We start from the raw sequence: 19821 nt of genomic DNA, 5'->3' as shown, positions 1-19821 counted from the left end.
GGAAAACCATGTCGATATCCACGTCGTCCACGACAGGCCAAAGGCCAACTCTCCGGCAAAACATCACCCTGGCGGGCGCCGTCTGCAGCCTCCTCATCGGTTCGGGCTTCGCCACCGGACAGGAAGCACTTCAATACTTCGCCGCACACGGGTGGTGGGGCATCGCCGGGGTCCTGCTCGTTACCGCGATCTTCCTCTGGATGATATCCACGCTCTTGGAATGGGGTCGCAAAAACCCCGAGAGACTACACGACGCCTTCGTGGACTTCTGCGGAAAATACATTGGAACCGGACTGAAATACCTCGTGCCGTTCTTCCTTTTTGCGGTTGTCGTCACCATGATCGCCGGAGCCGGAGCCCTCCTGAACGAGTCCTACGGACTGCCAATCTGGGCGGGATCGACCATTATCGCGGTCATGATCGGAGCCACACTTCTGGTGGGCCTCAAGAGGCTGGTCGACATCCTGGGGTCCCTTGGACCTGTCATCATCGTGTTGCTGGTCCTCATTGGAATCGCCGTCCTCCTTACCAACCTTGACGGGTTGGGCGCTGCCTCCACGGCAGTACAGGAACTGCAACCGCCCAAGGCCATGGATAATTGGGCCCTCGGTGCACTGCTCTACGCCGTGTCGATCATGCTTATGTGCGTCCCCTTTCTGGCAAGCCTCGGCGCTACGGCGTCCATGCAGCGTACGACCCTGCCCGGAAGCATGCTTGGAACCCTGGCGGTGGGGGCCGTCCTGCTAGTGATGACGCTGGCTCTGCTGGCCGCGATGCCACTTGCCTTCAACAAAGCAACGCCGTTGGTGAGCCTCGGGTCTTCCATTAGCCCGATCATCGGTGTCCTGTTCGCCATCGTGACGTTCCTAGGCATCTATTCCACAGCCGCACCGCTCATCTGGAGCGTGGCAGACCAATTCTCAGCGAAGTCCGCGCGCAACTACAAGCTGATTTCGGTCGGACTCACTGCTCTGGCCCTGGTCGGCGGAGCGACCCTGCCCTTTGGAACCCTCGTGGGGCTCATCTACCCGTTTGCCGGGTACTTCGGCCTGTTCCTCATGGCCTGCATCGCGTACCGCCAAATCAAGAACAAGTTCACCAACAGATAGGTCCAGCTGGGTGTCGGGCGGTGCAAAGCGCCGCCCGACACCCTAGACCGAGATGAGCAGCAACCCCACCAAGCGCTTCAACGTGGCCTCTTGGCGCTCCGAGGACCATTTGTGTTCCACTGTCTCCAGCTCGATCCCCGTGGCGACGGCACGAAGCATGTCGATGACGTTCTCCATGTCATCGGCCGGGACCTCATCCGACAGCAAGCCTCGGAAGCACCCTCGAACATAGTGGTCGAACCGGTCCAAGACCCTGGCCGCGCTCGGAATGCGGTGGCTCACCGCCGAAAACTGGATCCTGCCCCGTTCAGCTCTAACCTTTTCATCGGTGTTCGGGATCAACCACAACAACAGGCGCCGCAGTGCATCCGCCGGATCATCCGCAGCGGAGAGCAACTCATCTATCTCCGACTGCCATCTGACCGCCAAAATACCTGGTAGGTCATCAAGGAGTTCGTCCTTGGTGGAATAGTAGTGTGTCACCAACGACGTGGATCCACCTAAGGCCTTCCCGACCTTGCGTAACGTCAGGCCCTCAAAGCCATGCTCAGCGAGCACCACCATGGCCGCCTCGATGATGTCGCGTTTGCGGTCGCCGGCTTCGACAAATTTCGGCACGACCCCTCCTCTATGTTATACAACGCATGTTATACCAAATTCTTTCTCGGTCGATCTGGTAAGGACCGCCAAGGAAGATTCGATTGTCGTCTCGTGCGCCGCATCCGGTGCCGTATGACTCGCTGATTAGCGTTGCGAAACAACCGTTACGCTCGCGTCTGCCAGTCGATTCCAAACCTAGGACCCTTCATCGGAGAGGCCCGCAACGCAGAAGCGACCTCCCGCCAGGATGGTGAGTCGGCGTCGGGCTGCAGGCGCATGGTCGCACCAGCGACCGAAGCACTCGCCTAGGCGGGGGAGTGCCGTCCCGGCATCCCGGCATGCGGCCGAGGGCCGTGAAGCGCGCGCTCATGGAGGTAAGGAGGGGCGCCTCTTTGTTCGACCCGACGGGGATCCGCGCCGCAGGGCAGGACGGCGGGCGCACACAGTTGCCCAGGCGAAACCCATTGCGTGACTCAGGACACACTTGTATCCTAAAACGGTGTGTTAGATCTAACACAGCGTTTTACGACTGACCTCCTACACAGGCCCCCGAGCATTGGCTCCGCAGAGAGAGAAGGCTGAACTCATGAAAATAACGGACATCGATGTCATCGAATTGAGGGGCGCTTCGACGACGCAGGCGGACAGCACCCAACAAGCCTCAATCATTCGAATTGAGACGGACACTGGTCATGTCGGTTACGGACAAAGCGAAGCCGCAGCCGCGATAGTGCGCGCTGCGGTAGACATATCCGCGCAATACGCGACGTCCGAAGGGTTGCGCTCAAGCATCTTGGGGCAGGATCCGCGACGGATCCATCACCTCTGGGATCGCATGTACAACAACAGCTTGTACTTCGGTCGGAGAGGAGCGGTACCAATGGCGATGTCCGGGGTCGATATCGCACTCTACGACCTAGTCGGAAAGACCACTGAGCTCCCCATCTATCAGCTCCTGGGGGGAAAGCGGCACGAGCGCATCCCCACCTATGCGAGCCTCCTGGCACCGACATCGGGCACCGAAACCTCCACACTGATCAGAACATGCATCGATCGAGGATTTAGGGCGGCCAAATTGGCCTGGGGCGGATTGGGATCCAGTCTAGAGAACGATATCGAGCTGGTTGGTGCCGCCCGAGAAGCCGCAGGCCCGGACTTCAAGCTCATGTTGGATATCGGATTCGCGTGGGAAAATTCGGACCGTGCAATCCGCACCCTTAATCAACTGGAACGCTTCGGTCTTGAATGGGTCGAGGAGCCGGTGCATCCGGACCGTCGCGCCGATTACCGCCGTCTCACCGCACATTCTCCCGTTCGCATAGCTGGCGGCGAAGGCCTCACCACCCGCTTCGAATTCGCCGACCTCCTTGATAACGAGGGTGTGCAGGTGCTCCAGCCCGACGTCATGAAATGTGGAGGAATCACCGAGATGCGGCGCATTTTCGAGTACGCCGACATGCGCGGTGCCACTTGCGTTCCTCATTGTTGGAACACAGGGATCGGCCGAGCGGCCGCCATCCACGTCCTGGCCAGTTCTGGCAATGCACCACTTCTGGAATATTGCACCGAGATCAGCATCACGGACTCCCTCATCAGTGGCGCGCCCCAGATGATCGACGGATCCGTCACCGTCAGCGACGCCCCAGGCCTCGGCATTTCCATCGATGACGAGGCGCTAGGGCGCCTCGCGGCCAACCCGGTCAATATCCTTTCTCCCATCCAATGAGGCAACCGCTCCGCCCGTTTCGGAACTCAAGACAATCACCAGCCCGATTCCATCCCGTACCCATAACGACCTCGCAAGGACACTGAAATGGCACAAACACAGGCAGTAGGATCTACACGTATCCGCCTCAGGGAAATACTGACCATTATCGGAGCACTATGCTCGCTTCTGATCGGTTCAGGATTCGCCACGGGGCAGGAAGCATTGCAGTACTTTGCCTCATATGGTTGGTGGGGGCTTGCCGGGGTGGCAGTTCTTTTCGTGATTTTCACGTGGCTCCTGATTGAGTTCCTTGAATGGGGACGCCAGAACCCCGAGAAGATCAAGAACGTGTTCGTCCATTACTGCGGTCCGATCATCGGCAACGTGCTGAAGTATTTCGTTCCCTTCTTTCTCTTTTCTGTAGTCGTCACCATGATGTCTGGGGCCGGAGCGCTCCTTTACGAGGCCTACGGCATCCCCGTCTACGGTGGAACCCTCATCATCGCGGCGATGATTGCCATTACTCTTCTGTTGGGATTGAACCGGCTCGTGGGCATAGTCGGAGTTGTTGGACCGTTCGTGATCGTCTTCCTGCTAGTTGTCGGGGTGGCCGTCGTCGCCACCCATGCCGGGCAGCTTGCCGAAGCCACTTCGGCCATCGCCGAATTCCATCCGCCCCAGGCCGGCGGGAACTGGTTTCTAGCCGCCGTTCTCTACGCTGCTTCAACGATGCTGGCTTGCGTCCCTTTCCTGGCGAGCCTGGGAACTACAAGCAGGAACAATAGGATGTCCTTCGCCGGGGGCTTGTTCGGCTCCTTCGCATTCAGTATCGTGCTGCTAATCATGACTTTGGCTCTCTTGGCGACCATGGCCGTCGCCCATGACAAGGCAACGCCACTCGTAGTGCTGGCATCCGGCCTCTTCCTACCGCTGGGGTTTGTCTTCGCCATCGTCACGTTCCTCGGTGTGTACTCGACAGCTGCACCGCTGATCTGGAGCGTGGCTAACCAACTGACACCCGCTTCCGGAAGGTACTACAAGACGATCTCCATTGCTCTCACTGTGGTCGCCTTGATCGGAGGAGCCACGCTCCCCTTCGGCACGCTGGTAGGCACGATTTTCCCGATCGCCGGCTACTTCGGACTGTTCCTCATGGCGAGCGTGATATACCGGCAGTTGACCGCGCGTCTCAAGGAAAAAAGCTCCCAGAACGAATCTTTGCGAACCGAAAAGAGTCCTGCATCGATACAGGAGGCACCCTAGTCAACTTTCCTTTTGACTGAAAGGGACGCCGCGCGGCCACATCCGTGCGGCGTCAGCCTGTGTGGTTCAAACAGTCCGAGAGAAGAAATTGAAGGATTCACGGAACGACTGACACCGTTCCACGAAAGGCAGCAGAGCTGTGCACAGGGGAAGCGGACCTTCGGCCACTGATCAACCTGAATGCGCCAAACGGCCCAGACCCGCCACCAGGATATCCAAAGCCATCTCAAAGCTTTCATCCAAAGGCTCAACGGCACCGTTGTTCCACCGGGCGAGGAACGACCTGTTAACCAGGTTCGACGAATATCGGTGGATTAAGGGAAACTCGACCTCGCTTACGGAACGTACACTCTTTTCCAACTCTGCCTCCCATCCGTCAGGTGCGTCCTCCGGAACAGGCGCAAACTCGCTAAAGACCCATCCGAACAGGAAACCGACCACAGCGTTATAGGCAAATACAAGATTCTGCGAGGAGATTCCCGCCGCGTGCAGGGCGCCTAATGTCCCTTCCATGAATTCGAGAGATCCCGGCCTGATTTGCAAAGAGTCCAAAAGCGGGACCGCGTTTGGATGTTTCCTGACTTCTGCACGCAACGCAGCCGCGGCTGTACGGAGCCACAGATCCCATGTTGCCGAGCTATCAAAAGGAGGCAGAGCCAGGTCCCCCAGCAGAGCCTCGCACACGGCGGCCTGGAGCTCCTCCTTGTTTCCAGCATGCCAGTACACGGTAGAGGTGGATACACCGAGACGCGCGGCCACACCGCGCATTGTCATCGCTGCCATTCCGCCCTCATCCAACAAGTCAATCGCTGCGTCGACGATGGATGAGAGCTTTACTCCCTGACGTTTATATTGCGAGTCGGAAACGCGGCTACGAGGCATAGTGCTCCTCTCGGGAATTGCTGTTTCCTGTAACCCTATCGTTGAAAGAATCAGAACTGATTCAATCCTTCCAGCGATCATGGCATGTCTACTCTCCTGCAGGCAGACGTTCCAGTGAGTAATCCCTGGCCCTCGACGGAGAAGAGGTCAGGTTCATTCGCGTGGTGTATTGGAGTTGCTGTGATTCTTGGATTGGTTAGGCGCCGAGCGTCCAGTCGGTGCCTGCGCCGGGCGTGGTTCCGATGGCCACAGATTGCTTGAGCGCTGACGGGTCGGCTGCGAGGACCGGGTAGAGGCCGGCATCCAGCGGGCGGGCGCGGGACGGCTCGACCCGCTCGTCGAGGCCTTGGGCAGTGAGCGAGTCCTTGGGGCTTCCTGAGCCGGGTGATCACGCGAATCTCCACGAGCTTTTCCATTCGGCGGGTGGAAACACCATGGACGTAGCTGGTGGCCACGGTCCTGATTAGCGCGGCCTCGGCCCGGAACCGACTGTTGAGTAGCCAGTCAGCCAGCCAGTGAGATCAGGCTCGCAGCTGGAATGCGAAGTCCAGGGTCCCGGCGCGGGTGTCGAACCGTCTGTGACGGCAGCGGTCCCATCTCGGACCGAGTCCCTTGCGACGGGTGGGGAGATCGGTTCCGTCACACGGCGCGGACAACGTCCGAATCGTGGAGTCCATCGTCGCAGATCTCAGCGCTACGCCCTCCGTCTTCGCTCATAGCCCCTGGCCTGCGACGTCCGCCGACAGAAGTTTCGCCCACTGCAACTGTCATACTTCTCATCCAGACAACGGCCCAGGTCGACTCTTCTGGGTTTAGCCGTGGTCGACCTACTCATGCCCGTCAATTTCCTGCTGCTGCGGGGCCGTTTTGTCGCTGGTTAAGGGCAATCGGTGTTTTCTGCTCGGCTCTGATATGGGGGTGTTGCGGCTGTATCTAGCGCGGACCAAGGTTCCGGCGGTAGGGTGCGCCGCCGTCTCCGATGGAGACGAGGATGGTCGGGAAGTCGCTGTAGGACAGGCCGGGATCGTCGCGCCCGACGGCGCTGACCTCGCCCGTGGCGCAACCGTAGCGACCTACGGCGGCATCGTCGCGGCCAGCCCAATTTGGCGCATCATCTGACCAATCACCATAACGTTGTACTGCAATATCCGGTATGCGCCGGTGAAGATACGAGGGTCGACGACGGCCCGGCTAGGTGAGGGCGCGGTGGGGTGGTCCCAGCTCCACCGGTTCCTCGTCGCTGAGGTAGGCCGCCTCGGCGTGGGCGGTGATGTCGATGCCGTGCAGTTCGTCGGCCTCGTTGATGCGCAGGCCCAGGGTGAGGTCGAGGGCCTTGGCGATGACCCAGGTCAGCGAGAACGAGTAGGCGAGCACAGCGAGCGTCGCGAGCGCTTGGACGCCCAGGAGTTCCAGGCTGCCCCCATAGAAGAGGCCCCTGACCTTGTTGGGGGCAGCGTCGGTGGCGAAGAAGCCAACCAGCAGCGTCCCCAGGATTCCGCCGACCAGGTGGACGCCGACAACATCGAGTGAATCATCGAAGCCGAGCCGGAACTTCAGTTCGATCGCCAGGGAACAGACGGCGCCGGCGATGAGCCCGATGGCCAACGCTCCGAGGGGGCTGACGGCACCGCAGGCAGGGGTGATCGCGACAAGGGCGGAGATGAGGCCGGACGCGGCGCCCATGCTGCTGGTGCTGCCAAGCCGGATGCGTTCCATCAGGGCCCAGGCGAGCAGGCCGGCAGCGCCGGCGACTGCGGTGTTGAGGAAGACGACGGATGCTGAGTGGCCTGCCGTGAGTGCCTAGCCGGCGTTGAAGCCGAACCATCCGACCCAGAGCAGGCCGGCGCCCACCAGGACCAGGGGGCGGCTGTGCGGCTTGGTGTGTGCGCTTTTTGGCCAGCCCGCGCTGCGGCCGAGGACCAGGGCGAGAGCCAGGGCGGCGATGCCGGAGTTGATGTGTACGGCGGTCCCGCCGGCGAAGTCGATGGCTTTGAGGTTGTTGATGATCCAGCCTCCCGTGACGGAGCCGTCCGTGGACGAGAATGCGAAGACCCAGTGGGCTACGGGGAAGTAGACGACCGTGGCCCACAGCGCGGCGAAGGTCAGCCAGGCGCCGAACTTCATCCGGCCGGCTGCGGCCCCGGCGATGATGGCCGTGGTGATGCCGGCGAAAAACAGCTGGAAGCCGGCGAAGAGGACGGGCGGCAGCGCCGCTTCCGGGTCCTCAACGAGCATCTGGTCCAGGCCGAAGTATTCTGTGGCGTCGCCGACCAGGCCGGCCCCGCCCACGGAGTTGCCGAAGACCATCGAGTACCCGAACACGGCCCACAGGACAGCGGCGATGCCGAGATCGGCAAGTACTACGCGGACGCCAAGGAAGAGGAATTCCTGAGCTGGCACAACCAGGTCAGCGACTGGGAAATCCGCACCTACCTCACTTCGATCTGAGAACCCCTAGCAAGTAAAGGACACGCCATGTGTGGAATTGCCGCGCTGCAGCTGCGCAACCCCTTGCTGCACCCCCAAATGGGCAGCCTCCTGTCCTCCATGATGTGCCAGATCGTGGACCGGGGACCGGACTCGGCCGGTCTGGCCGTCTACAACACCCCCGGCCTCGTCTCGGAAGGAACCTCCACGCTGAGCCTGCTCGGCAAGGAGCAGGGCCTGCCCGTAGCCGAGATCCAGCTTGCCATCGCCGGCATGCTCCCGTCGGACGCCGAGGCGGCCGTGCGCGTGGTGGGCGACACCACTTTGGTGAGTGCCGCCGTCGGGACCGACCTGCTGGTGAAGGTTGTCAGCGAAACCCTCCCGGCAGCCACCATCATCGGCCGCGGCGAGCACGTGGCCGTGATGAAGAGTGTGGGCCACCCGATGGACATCGCGGCCGAGCACGGGCTGGAGGCCATGGCCGGCAGCCAGGGCCTTTCCCACACCCGGATGGCCACCGAATCCGCGGTGACAGCGGGCGGTTCGCATCCCTTCTCGGTTGCCGACGATCTGTGCCTGGTGCATAACGGCTCATTCTCCAACCACGCCACCATCCGGCGGGGCCTGCTGCGCGAAGGTGTGGTGTTCGACTCCGAGAATGACACCGAGGTGGGCGCCCGCTATGTCGCATCCCGCCTGCAGCAGGGCGACACCCTCGAAGAGGCCCTGGTGAACCTGGGCAAGGTCTTTGACGGTTTCTACACGCTGGTGGTCACCACCGCGGACAGCATGGCCGTGGTCCGGGACCCGATCGCCTGCAAGCCGGCCATCATCGTCGAAACCGACGACTACGTGGCCATGGCCTCCGAATACCGTGCCCTGGCAGCCCTGCCCGGGATTGAAAACGCCCGCATCTTTGAACCGGAACCCGGAAAGGTCTACACATGGTCACTCTGACAGCCCCCGAAACCAGCACTGACACAAACGTTGAAACGACCCTGCCTGCCGTCAGCACTGACTCCTTCAGTGTCGACCTCGCCGGCAGCCCGGTCCGGGACCTCAACCAGGAACTCCACAACGCCATCGACGGCCAGGCCTGGACCGTAACCAGCCCCGGCGGCAAGCACAGCCTCGCCGTCGGCATCAACGCGGACGTGACGGTGACCGTCGAAGGCCACGCCGGCTCCTACGCCGCCGGGATGCACCAAAAAGGCGACGTAACCATCAACGGCAATGCCGGCGTCGGACTTGCGGAAAACATCATGTCCGGCACCGTGCACGTAAAGGGTGACGCGTCCCAGTCCGCGGCCGCCACCGGCCACGGCGGCCTGGTGGTCATCGACGGGAACGCCGGCGCACGCTGCGGGATCTCGATGAAGGGCGTGGACATCGTGGTGGGCGGCAACATCGGCCACATGTCCGCATTTATGGCCCAGGCCGGCCGCCTGGTGGTCTGCGGCGACGCCGGCGAGGCGCTGGGCGACTCCATCTACGAAGCCCGCATCTACGTCAAGGGAACCGTGGCCTCGCTCGGCGCGGACTGCATCGAAAAGCCCATGAAGGCGGAACACCTGGCCGAACTCGGCGAGCTGCTGGCCGCCGCCGGCCGCACCGACAACCCTTCGGACTTCAAGCGCTACGGCTCAGCCCGGAACCTCTACCACTTCCACGTCGACAACTCGACGTCGTACTAGGAGCCCACCATGACCATCACCTCCGAACCCCTCACCACCCAGGGCGCCGCTCCCCGGGACCTCGCCGCGCTTGGCCTGCGCGAGTCCGCCACGTTCGACCGCGCCACCATCGCGGACATCCAGCGCGCCGCCGCCACCGGCGTCTACGACATCCGCGGCTGGGGCGCCAAGCGCCAACTCCCGCACTTTGACGACCTGCTTTTCCTCGGCGCCTCCGTGTCCCGCTACCCGCTGGAGGGCTACCGCGAAAAGTGCGATACCGACGTCGTCCTCGGCGACCGGCATGCCACGCGCCCCCTGCATCTGCAGACCCCGGTGACCATCGCCGGGATGAGCTTCGGCGCCCTGTCCGCGAACGCCAAGGAGGCGCTGGGACGCGGCGCGTCCGAGGTGGGAACCTCCACCACAACGGGCGACGGCGGCATGACGCCTGAGGAGCGCGGCCAGTCCAAGCACCTCGTGTACCAGTACCTGCCGTCCCGCTACGGCATGAACCCGGACGACCTCCGCAAGGCCGACGCCATTGAGATCGTACTGGGCCAGGGCGCCAAGCCCGGCGGCGGCGGCATGCTCCTGGGGCAGAAGATCACCGAACGCGTCGCCGGAATGCGCACGCTGCCGGTGGGCATCGACCAGCGTTCCGCCAGCCGCCACCCCGACTGGACCGGACCGGACGACCTCGAAATCAAGATCGGCGCCTCCCGGCCCTACTACGACACCGCTTTGGCGGTAAAGTCCGGCGCCGACGTTGTGGTGGTGGACGGCATGCAGGGCGGTACCGCCGCCACGCAGCAGGTGTTCATCGAGAATGTCGGTATCCCCACCCTGGCCGCGATTCCGCAGGCCGTCCAGGCCCTGCAGGAACTGGGCGTGCACCGCAAGGTCCAGCTGATCGTTTCCGGCGGCATCCGTACCGGGGCCGACGTCGCCAAGGCCATGGCCCTGGGCGCGGACGCGGTGGCAATCGGGACGGCCGCTTTGATCGCCTTGGGCGACAACGATCCCCGCTACGCCGCCGAATACTCGGCGCTGGGCTCCGCCGCCGGCTTCTACGACGACTTCCAGGACGGCCGCGACCCCGCCGGGATCACCACCCAGGATACGGAACTCGCCTCGCGGCTGGACCCGGTTGCCGCGGGCCGCCGCCTGGCCAACTACCTGCGCGTCCTCACCATGGAAGCCCAAACCATCGCCCGGGCCTGCGGCAAGTCGCACCTGCACAACCTCGAGCCGGAGGACCTCGTTGCCCTCACCATCGAAGCCTCGGCCATGGCCCGTGTCCCACTCGCCGGCACGAGCTGGATCCCCGGCGCCAGGTAGCACCGGAACAGGAGCGTGCCATGACTGACTTCTCCGACTACGTGGTGGTGGGTGCCGGCCTGGCCGGCGCCGCCACGGCGTGGCAGCTCGCGTCCCGCGGCCATCAGGTCACCATCCTGGAACGCAACGTCCCGGCCAGCCACGACGCAAGCTCGCACGGGTCCGCCCGGATCTTCCGCTACGCCTACCCGGATCCCTTCTACGCCCACGCGGTGCAGGAGTCCAAGGAACTCGGGGACGTCCTTGCGCTGGACAGCGGCTCACGGCTGATCACCCCGGCGGGCGCCGCGGACTTCGGTGTCGAACGCCACCCGCGGCTGCTGGCCGGAGTGCTGGCAGCGGAGGGGATCGAGCACGAGCTCCTGGGCGCGGACGAGGCCTCGGCGCGCTGGCCGCAGATCGCCTTCGACACCGAAGTGCTCTGGCACCCGGACGCGGGAGTGATCGACGCCGAGACGGCCGTCAACGCCATGGTGGACCAGGCGGTCAGGCACGGCGCGCGGCTGCTCACCGGGTGGCCGCTGCAAGGGCTGGCGAAGACAGCTTCCGGCTACCGGCTTCACTCGGCCACCGGGGAAACGTTCGACGCCGGCAACGTAGTGATCAGCGCGGGCGGCTGGCTGCCGGGGCTGCTGGGGGAGCTGTCCCTTCCGTCCGGTTTCCTGGCCGGGCTTCCCGAAATCACCGTCCGGCAGGAGCAGGCCTTCCACTTCCGCTACAGGGAACCGGAAACCGCCACCCCTTGGCCGACGTTCATCCACAAAAGGGCTGACATCCAGGTCTACGGCCTTCCCGGCGGGCGGGACGCGGACTTTGCCGGGCAGAAGGTGGCCGAGTACAACGGGGGCCGGTTCCTTCCCAGCGCCGCCGCACAGACCGGCGACGTGGACCCCGGCAACCGCGGCCGGGTGGTGGACTACGTCCGCCGCTTCCTGCCAGGGCTGGACCCGGAACCGTACGCCGAGACCACCTGCCTGTTCACCAACACGCCCAACGAGGACTTCATCATCGACCGCGTCCACAACCTCACCATCGTCTCGCCCTGCTCCGGCCACGGCGCGAAGTTCGCACCGCTGATCGGCCAGTGGGCGGCTGACCTGGCCACCGGAGCAGCCAACGTGCCGCTGCGTTTCCGGACCGCGACGACGGCAGTCAGCAGCCGCTGACCGCCCACCACCCACTGCCTCCCCTCGAGAACGGATCCCCGTGACTGCCCCCACCTCCTCCTTCGTGTCATCCCAGGCAGCAGCACCACAGCCGGCCGCCGCGACGGCGATCCCGGCTGAGCCGCCCGCCGCCACGGTGAGCGGCCTGCTGAGGGACATTGCCGACGTCGGCCGTGACGGAACGCGGGGCGGCTACTCGCGGCCGGTCTTCTCCAACGCCGAAACGGGGTTGCGGAGCTGGTTCATCGCGGAGGCCGGGCGCCGCGGCCTCGACGTCCACACTGACCACAACGGCATCATCTGGGCCTGGTGGGACACCGCAACGGGAACGAGGCGGAACGCCGTGGTCACAGGCAGCCACCTCGATTCAGTCCCCGGCGGCGGGGAGTACGACGGGCCGCTGGGAGTCGCCTCGGCGCTGGTCGCCGTCGACCTCCTCAAAGCGCGCGGCCTCCGCCCGCGCCGCCCCCTGGCCATCGCCGTGTTCCCCGAGGAGGAAGGGTCGCGGTTCGGCGTGGCCTGCCTCGGATCGCGCCTGCTCACCGGCGAACTCGACCCGGACAAGGCCCGCCGGCTCAAGGATCCCGACGGCAACACGTACGCGGATGTCGCCGCCGCCAACGGGCAGGACCCGCGGCTGATCGGTGCCGACTACAAAACGCTGCAGCAGCTGGGCGTGTTTGTGGAGCTGCACATCGAACAGGGGAAGGGCCTGGCGGACCTCAACCAGCCGGTGGCCATTGGGTCATCGATCCTGGGCCACGGCCGCTGGAAACTGACGCTCACCGGTGAGGCCAACCACGCGGGCACCACCCTTATGAAGGACCGGAAGGACCCGATGATCGCCGCCGCGAAGGTGATGGTGGGCATCCGCGACACCGCCCGCAAGTACCGGGATGCGCGGGCCACCGTGGGGCGGATCCAGCCTGTCCCCGGCGGGACCAACGTGATTGCGTCGCGCGTGGACCTGTGGATTGACGTGCGCCACCCGGACGACTCCATCACCGCGGCCCTCGTCGAAGCCATCGGGCTCAACGCCCAGGTAATGGCGGCGGAGGAAGGCTGCACAGCCAGCCTCAGCATGGAATCCCTGAGCCCTACCGTCCATTTTGATGCCGCGCTGCGTGACCAGCTTCAGGGCTTCCTGCCCGACGCGCCCGTCCTGGACACGGGGGCAGGGCACGACGCCGGCGTGCTGGGTTCGCAGATCCCCACGGCCATGCTGTTCATCCGCAACCCCACGGGTGTTTCGCATTCGCCGGACGAGCTGGTGGAGGACTGGGACGCCGAGGCAGGCGCGGTTGCGCTGGCAGACTCGCTGGCAGGGCTGCTGGGCGAGGCGCGCGGCATCGGCTAGCAGGGGGAGCATCACTCGCTGCCCACTAAGATGGCAAACATGACGCAACATGCCCGGGAAGAGGTTACCGGTAAACTCGAACATGTAATTGCTTTCCAGTTGCGACACTACCGTACGGCCCAGGGTCTGTCTTCTGCGGACCTCGCTAGCCGCGCCGGCGTGTCCAAGGCCATGATCTCCAAGGTCGAAACGGCGAGCACATCCTGTTCCCTGACCACGCTGCAGAGGCTCGCCGACGGACTGAAAATTCCCGTAACGGCGCTGTTCCGCGGCGCGGACACTGACCGTGATGCAACTTTCACCAAGAACGGCGAGGGCAGCCTCACCGTCCGAACGGGCACTCAGCACGGGCACGAATACCGTGTCCTTGGCACGCTGAAGGACCGCGCTGATGCATTGGAACCTACCTTGGTGACACTGACCAATGCATCCGATGTGTTCCCGCTCTTCCAGCACCCCGGGACGGAATTCATTTACATGCTGTCCGGAAAAATGATGTACGGCCACGGCCAGTATGAATACTCCATGGAGCCGGGTGACTCGCTCTTGCTTGACGGGGAAGGGCCCCATGGCCCACTGGCACTGCTGGAGCTTCCAATTCGATTCCTAGCTGTGTCGGAAAGGTAAGCCGCCTTCCTCTAGCCCGAACGGCTGGAAGCAACTTGCGACAGAGCAATGACCGGCCGGTGCCGAATGGCGTGAATTGCACGCGCTCGTCCGCCAATTGGCGAGCCCGCATCCGTTTAGGAATACTAACCTGAGAGGGTAAAGTTCTGGGAGCGGAGAATTGCGACGGCCAGGCCAGGAAGATGTCGTGCCGCGGGCGGTCCGCCGCTTCAGTGTGGCGCCGATCAGCTCGTCAGTAAGGGGTGCTCGCCCCAATACGTCCATCAACCCGGCCGAACACCCTGAGAGCACCGCCGCACCGCGGATGTGACCGTCGAGGCCGGCGCGGGACTCAGCAAGAGCATCGAAGTAGGCGATGACGCGCACGTCATTCTCCGCCTCTGGGTCGAGTGCGGACAACCGCCCGATCAATTCCTGCATGATTCCAGTGCCTCCTTCGTCAACATTGACGTCTGCCACCGTTCGCGCGGCGAACCCCCGCGGGTGGTTCAAAGATAGAAGATTCTAACGCGCTTGGGCCGGTGCCCGCAGACTGCGGCCACCGGCGTGGGCGTCAGCTCGGGCTCGGTATCGAGCGCCGCAAGAGAATCGTGCGGGTGACACACCCGAGGCCGCACCGCGGCGTGTCGCCTACACATCGAGCGACTGCTAGGAGGCTCGCAGCCTGTTACGTCGGATCGACGGGTTCCCTTACGTCCGCCAGGCCGACGCTGTGGCGAGCGCATCCGCCGGACATTTCGTCCCCATCCCGGGCGATTCAGATTTCCGCCGACTCAGCAACTCGCCCGGCTTGCTGCACACGGTCACCGCTGTCCTACAGCTGTCGGAGAGAACATTCGCGAAGCGCGCCTCAGCGTGCCCATAGGCGCAATGTTGTAAAGAAGGCGGGTGCGCGTGCCACTCTCCGGAACGAAACCGCGCCCGCGGGATACGGAGTGGGTATTCTTGACGAGCGCACTATGAACGACACAAGCAGGTACTTCAAAAAACACAATTTGTCCGCATCGAGGAGAAAATAATGGAGTTCGTTAAGAAGTTTGCGACCACCAATGATGGCGTAACTCTGGAGTACATTGACGAGGGCGAAGGGTCCACGATCGTACTTATTCCAGGCGGGGTGGGCGGCCCTCCCGAGATGTACACGCCGATGATTAATAATTTGAGTCACGATCACCGCGTCATAAGTATCGGCTCCCGAGGCACTGGACTATCGGGCCGGCCCACGTGGGGCTTCAACGTCTTTCGTCATGCCACTGATATTCATGACGTTATCGTGGCCCTGGGCCTTGAAGATGTTGCACTGTTCGGATACTCCGGAGGTCAGGATATCGCCTTTGCCTACTTCGAACTGTTCCGCGCTGACCGGATTTCGTCGCTGATTCTGGGCGACAACCCGGTGGCCAATGTATTCTTCCCTGATTGGTCCGTCGAGCGTGCTCTGAACTCCGGTTCGTACGCCACGCCCGCAGAGTGGTTCAGCTTTTGCCAAATGATGGGGAGCGAAGAGTTCCTAACAGCTGCCCTCACTGAGAATGTGGAACCGATGAACGGCGAGCTGCTGACAGCCATGTGTATCAGCCACGCCGGTCAGGATTGGATGGGACTGTGCACCTCTATTAATATTCCGACCCTTATCATTCGTGGGGCGACATCGAACAATGGCACCGAGCGCGGTGCAAGGTGGATGAACTGGGCGATCAAGGGTTCGCGACTGGTGATCATTGAAGGAGATCACGGCACCGCACTTCTGGGCGATGGCATTAACGACACCGTGCGAGAGTTCATCTCCGACGCCGACTTCCGCTACGGCCCAGACCGTGCCGCTGCCCTAGCTGGCAATCCTCAATTTATCGAGCCCTTTGACCCCGATGCTCCCATTCAAAGCTGCGCCGAGATAGATCTCCTGACACTACAGGAAATGATCGTGAGTGGCAGCTTATCCACTGAAATGGCCAAAGTGACTAACAGCGTGGAATAGAGCTGTCTGCGTACGCTTTTCGGGAGTTCGCAGCTGGCCAAGGCAACCACGAAGTGCACCGCCGTTCTGAATTCACCAAAGTTGCTGCCGCGGTTGGGCTGAGGTTCTCCGTTTAGCCTATGAAGCCAGAGCGAGTTCTCGGTCATTTCTGGGGAACAAACTTCGCCCTGGCCCGCGAGCATTGCCGTCCAGGATGTGAGGGCTTGTCGTCCGTATTTTCGACCACCGGTACGGGTTTCAGCCCTCTAACTCTTCGTAAAAAATCAACCATAACTACATCACCGTGGAGGCAATTTACATGTCCAATCACAGCGTCGGGTCCGAACTAGCAGAGCCTGACCATCAGATTTCAGATAATGGCTTGGCCAAACAAAATGGCTGGACACCTCAAGTTGTTCTCTGGCTCGTTCTGCTTGTACTCGTCACCGAAGTTGCCGCCTTCACGATCAGTGCGCCGTTCCTGGTTCTGCCTGACATCCTGGCCCGTTTCGAAACCGATCAGGTCGTCTGGCTCGACGTATCCGTCACGTTGGCCATCGCAGTTTTGTCGCCCATCCTAGGGAAATTCGCCGATATCTATGGCAAGAAGCGAGTCATGCTGATTATCCTACTGGCGGTGGTCGCTGGCATACTCATCAGTTGGATTGCACCAAACTACCTTGTATTTCTTTTGGGTCGGTCGCTACAAGCGGCCTCGGCTGCTCTAGCATTCATGGCCGTCACGATGGTGCGCCAAATTTTTCCGGCCAAGGCTAGAGGTATCGGCATTGGAGTCGTGGCCACAGGGGCGGGCCTCATAAATGCGGCGGTGCCTATCGTGACAGGAATGCTTGTGGGTGCCACCGACTACACCGCCGTATTCTGGGCTCCGATGGTATGGGCTATATTCGTCGGCGTGCTCTTCCTAGTACTAATGCCTGAGTCGCCGATCAAAGCACCGGGTAAGGTAAATGTCTTGGAAGGCCTATTGCTTGGCGTTGGCCTGGCTGTCGCACTCGCGGCTGTCAGTATGGGGCAGACTTGGGGCTGGGTATCTGCTCAGACGATATGCATGATCGTGGGCGGGATCGTCCTTGTAGTTGTTTGGTGGTTAATGTCGCGCCGTTCAGCCACGCCGCTCATTGAGGTCAAATATCTGAAGAACCCCCGCTTGCTGTTAACTTTTGCGATTGGCGGCGTCGCTGGTATTTTTGGAACCATCTATTATTCGATGCTTACCTTCACCGCGACAACTTCGGTCGAACTCGGCTTTGGTTACGGGCTTGGCCTTGACCCGGCGGGTATGGGAATCTTCTTCTCCGCCTATTTCTTGGGAACCTTGGGAGGTGGCACTCTCGGAGGTTTTCTGGCAGGCCGAAAGATTGGCCATGTCGGGACGCTACTAATTGGTCAGCTTGTCTTTATCACGTGTGCAGTTCTTTCTGCGGCGTCAACGTCGTCGTACTCCGGCATGTTCCTTGGCACCATTCTGGCTGGAGTCGGAGGCGGAATGACCATGGCATCCATGTACGGCTACGTGGTTTCCTTGGTGAAGCCGGAAGTTCAAGCTGTGGTTTCGGGAATGGCCTCTCTGATGTTGGCGGTAATTTCGGCGGTTGTCGCGGTCTTCTTCTACGCCGTGATTAATGCTTTGTTTTTGACGGGTGTTCCCGAAGCGCTGTATAAGTCGGAGGGAATCCAAATCGCATTCCTGTTCCTCGCCACGGTTGCCATCCTCAGCACTTTGGCATCAATTGCACTCGTAAGGATCGGAAATAAGGACCGAGACGCAGAGCCTACGGCTGTCCCGTCCGTCGTGGGCTAGGAACGACTTAGCTTGTTTGCTTAGCATGTAAGCCGTGGCCTGTTAGCTGGTTCGGCCTGTCGATCAGACGAGTGCGGCCGTCGTCTCTGATGCTTCGTGTCAGGCAACGAAGCAAAAGAAACGGCGGCCATACCCAGATTATCGGCCCCGTGGCACTCGCTAATCGGCCGCTTCCCCCCGTATGGGATCTCGTGCGCTTATCACGCGAGATCGAGCATGGGCGGCCATAGGGCCCTCCGCGACGTGACCGTGCCTACTGATTTATGAGGAGCGGTCGCGGCAGCCTATTATTCGAGGGCCCGATGCCGACGGTCGCTTTTGCCAGGCAGGAAGACGCGAATCGTGCTCGCGGTCGATGCGTCGAACTGGCGCGGACCAGACACGGCCACCCAGCCCGGACAAGGCGTTCTGCCACAAATGAACTCGGTCGCGGACAGGCACAGATGATCCTTTGCTTGCCAGTACTCATCCGTGTGTGCCATTGAGTCTAGGGCGTCGTCCTGGACGGGGCTGTCGGATCTATTCCCCCCTTCCCGCTGATGTTGCCACCGCGAGGACTATCGGCATGCCGCACTGTCATCGAGTCCTTGCAGCGGGGAGGCGACGTCTTTGCCGGTGTTCCAAAATGTTTTGATCGTTCTCGATGCGGGTTACGACGTCGCCCTTCTGGCATGGCTCACACCGACCTGCCGCTGAGGCTGATCGACTAGGCCGTGTCTCCTAAATTGGGGTTTGGCTTGCTGGAATGCTTGAGGGGTCGCGAACTTCTGTTTTGACTGATGATCAGTGGTCCCGGATCGAGCCGTTGCTGCCGAGTTCTGACGGGCGGCGTGGACGTCCCTTCCGGGGCAATCGCCAAGTCGTTGAAGGCATCATTTATCGGTACCGGTGCGGCATTGCCTGGCGGGACCTTCCCGCGGAGTTCGGTCCGTGGCAGACGGTGTGGAAGCGGCACCGGCGATACGCGTCCGACGGAACGTGGGACCGGGTCCACGGGAAGCTTCTGGCCGAACCGGACGCCGCCTGGGTGATCGACTGGACTGTTTCGGTGGACTCGACCATCAACCGAGCCCACCAGCACGAGGCCACGCGCCAGCTTTTGCGCACGCCAGCCAATCCAACATGGCCTCGAAAACACAATCCTCGGCCCGCAGCAACCCGACATTCACGTTCGTCAGAAAGGCCGGAATCCGCCCAGATTCGATACTCAAAGATCAAATTCTACGCAAAAATCTCTCATCTAATGAGAGAATATGTGAACCGTCCCGGGTTCTATGCCGCATTCTTTTGAGAGAATGGATAGCATGCCCAAGCAGTACACCCCAGAAGTCAAGAACCGCGCAGTGGCCTACGCCATGGAACGCCTTGACCGCTACAAATCGGTCTACGCAGCCTGCGCCGACATGGCCCCGAAGCTCAACGTCGGCAAAGAAACCCTGCGCCGCTGGGTCCTCCAAGCCCAAATCGATGCCGGTGACCGAACCGGACCCACCAGCGAAGAACTCGCCGAAATCAAAGCGTTGAAAGCCAAGGTCAGGGACCTTGAAGAAGCCAACGACATCTTGAAGGCATCAGCGATTTTCTTCGCGAGGGAGCTGGACCCTCGCCGGCACTAATCACCGAGTTCATCGACCAGCAACGCGAACGTGGCTACGCAGTCCAGCAGACCTGCGACACCCTGAACACTCAGGGCGTCAAGGTCTCTGCCCGCACGTATCGCAGCTGGAAGAGCAAGGAACCGGCACCACGAGTCGTCACGGACGCAATTGTTTTGAATGCTCTGCATGATCTGCAACAGCCTGATGAGAAGACCGGCAGGCCGAAGCCTGAGGTGCTGTATGGTCGACGGAAAATGCGGGCCTGGTTACAGCGCAACGGGTTCCCTG

Annotated in this window: 18 protein-coding genes and 2 pseudogenes; 14 read left to right on the top strand and 6 right to left on the bottom strand. The window is 62.0% G+C overall.

Annotated features, from left to right (window positions below):
- Positions 1-8: 8 nt before the first annotated feature.
- Positions 9-1109, top strand: coding sequence for a YkvI family membrane protein (locus CQ011_RS17105; protein ID WP_105678913.1), 1101 nt, complete (start codon positions 9-11; stop codon positions 1107-1109).
- Between the two features lie 42 nt (positions 1110-1151).
- Here the strand turns inward: CQ011_RS17105 and CQ011_RS17100 are convergent, their stop codons facing one another.
- The gene (locus CQ011_RS17100; protein WP_105678912.1) at positions 1152-1727 is read right to left on the bottom strand and encodes a TetR/AcrR family transcriptional regulator; all 576 of its coding nucleotides are present in this window, start codon (positions 1725-1727) and stop codon (positions 1152-1154) included.
- A 568-nt stretch (positions 1728-2295) separates the two neighbouring features.
- Between CQ011_RS17100 and CQ011_RS17095 the strand changes: the two genes are divergently transcribed.
- Both CQ011_RS17095 and CQ011_RS17090 read left to right on the top strand, forming a co-directional pair.
- Positions 2296-3435 (top strand): mandelate racemase/muconate lactonizing enzyme family protein, encoded by a 1140-nt coding sequence (locus CQ011_RS17095; protein WP_105678911.1) that lies wholly within the window; start codon positions 2296-2298, stop codon positions 3433-3435.
- A gap of 87 nt (positions 3436-3522) precedes the next feature.
- Positions 3523-4680, top strand: coding sequence for a YkvI family membrane protein (locus CQ011_RS17090; RefSeq protein WP_105678910.1), 1158 nt, complete (start codon positions 3523-3525; stop codon positions 4678-4680).
- A 171-nt stretch (positions 4681-4851) separates the two neighbouring features.
- Here CQ011_RS17090 and CQ011_RS17085 read toward each other — a convergent pair whose 3' ends face one another.
- The 3 genes from CQ011_RS17085 to CQ011_RS18115 form a co-directional block, all read right to left on the bottom strand.
- Positions 4852-5562, bottom strand: a complete 711-nt coding sequence (locus tag CQ011_RS17085) for a TetR family transcriptional regulator (RefSeq protein WP_181148182.1) — start codon at positions 5560-5562, stop codon at positions 4852-4854.
- Positions 5563-5639: 77 nt separating this feature from the next.
- Positions 5640-6074 carry a transposase gene (locus CQ011_RS18165; protein ID WP_146112662.1) on the bottom strand — a complete coding sequence of 145 codons (435 nt, stop codon included), beginning with the start codon at positions 6072-6074 and terminating at the stop codon, positions 5640-5642.
- 127 nt (positions 6075-6201) lie between these two features.
- Entirely contained in the window at positions 6202-6333 is a 132-nt protein-coding gene (locus CQ011_RS18115) for a hypothetical protein (RefSeq protein ID WP_286161248.1), read from the bottom strand.
- Between the two features lie 147 nt (positions 6334-6480).
- On the opposite strand from CQ011_RS18115, the gene CQ011_RS17080 reads away from it, so the two are divergent.
- Complete coding sequence (locus tag CQ011_RS17080; protein ID WP_146112656.1) at positions 6481-6681, top strand: hypothetical protein; 201 nt, start codon at positions 6481-6483, stop codon at positions 6679-6681.
- Between the two features lie 72 nt (positions 6682-6753).
- On the opposite strand, the pseudogene CQ011_RS17075 reads toward CQ011_RS17080, so the two are convergent.
- Positions 6754-7869: pseudogene (locus CQ011_RS17075) on the bottom strand (ammonium transporter).
- 168 nt (positions 7870-8037) lie between these two features.
- Here CQ011_RS17075 and CQ011_RS17070 point away from each other — a divergent pair.
- From CQ011_RS17070 to CQ011_RS17015, 10 genes and pseudogenes are all read left to right on the top strand, one after another.
- On the top strand, positions 8038-8946 hold the full coding sequence (locus CQ011_RS17070) for a class II glutamine amidotransferase domain-containing protein (protein ID WP_105678907.1): 909 nt from the start codon (positions 8038-8040) through the stop codon (positions 8944-8946).
- Positions 8934-9683, top strand: coding sequence for a GltB/FmdC/FwdC-like GXGXG domain-containing protein (locus CQ011_RS17065; RefSeq protein WP_105678906.1), 750 nt, complete (start codon positions 8934-8936; stop codon positions 9681-9683). Before CQ011_RS17070 ends, CQ011_RS17065 begins: the two co-directional genes overlap by 13 nt.
- A 9-nt stretch (positions 9684-9692) precedes the next feature.
- Positions 9693-11003: an FMN-binding glutamate synthase family protein gene (locus CQ011_RS17060; protein ID WP_105678905.1), complete on the top strand. Its 1311-nt coding sequence runs from the start codon at positions 9693-9695 to the stop codon at positions 11001-11003.
- Positions 11004-11023: 20 nt separating this feature from the next.
- Positions 11024-12169, top strand: a complete 1146-nt coding sequence (locus CQ011_RS17055; RefSeq protein ID WP_105678904.1) for an FAD-dependent oxidoreductase — start codon at positions 11024-11026, stop codon at positions 12167-12169.
- A 109-nt stretch (positions 12170-12278) separates the two neighbouring features.
- Positions 12279-13526: an allantoate amidohydrolase gene (locus tag CQ011_RS17050; RefSeq protein WP_181148191.1), complete on the top strand. Its 1248-nt coding sequence runs from the start codon at positions 12279-12281 to the stop codon at positions 13524-13526.
- Positions 13527-13565: 39 nt separating this feature from the next.
- Positions 13566-14153, top strand: coding sequence for a helix-turn-helix domain-containing protein (locus tag CQ011_RS17045; RefSeq protein ID WP_286161247.1), 588 nt, complete (start codon positions 13566-13568; stop codon positions 14151-14153).
- 1018 nt (positions 14154-15171) lie between these two features.
- Positions 15172-16131: an alpha/beta fold hydrolase gene (locus CQ011_RS17035; RefSeq protein WP_105678902.1), complete on the top strand. Its 960-nt coding sequence runs from the start codon at positions 15172-15174 to the stop codon at positions 16129-16131.
- A 298-nt stretch (positions 16132-16429) separates the two neighbouring features.
- Positions 16430-17935 (top strand): MFS transporter, encoded by a 1506-nt coding sequence (locus tag CQ011_RS17030; RefSeq protein WP_105678901.1) that lies wholly within the window; start codon positions 16430-16432, stop codon positions 17933-17935.
- A 745-nt stretch (positions 17936-18680) separates the two neighbouring features.
- Positions 18681-19122, top strand: a pseudogene (locus tag CQ011_RS17025) (IS5 family transposase); the annotation flags it as partial.
- 117 nt (positions 19123-19239) lie between these two features.
- On the top strand, positions 19240-19551 hold the full coding sequence (locus tag CQ011_RS17015) for a transposase (RefSeq protein WP_105678900.1): 312 nt from the start codon (positions 19240-19242) through the stop codon (positions 19549-19551).
- On the opposite strand, the gene CQ011_RS17925 is transcribed toward CQ011_RS17015, so the two are convergent.
- Positions 19548-19721, bottom strand: a complete 174-nt coding sequence (locus CQ011_RS17925) for a hypothetical protein (RefSeq protein WP_181148181.1) — start codon at positions 19719-19721, stop codon at positions 19548-19550. The two genes, CQ011_RS17015 and CQ011_RS17925, sit on opposite strands and share 4 nt — an antisense overlap.
- Between the last annotated feature and the right edge of the window lie 100 nt (positions 19722-19821).

The sequence above is a fragment of the Arthrobacter sp. MYb213 genome, assembly GCF_002979915.1.
Classification (GTDB): Bacteria; Actinomycetota; Actinomycetes; order Actinomycetales; family Micrococcaceae; genus Glutamicibacter.
Note: the sequence above shows the minus strand (reverse complement) of the source record. Positions and strands in the feature narration are given on the sequence as shown.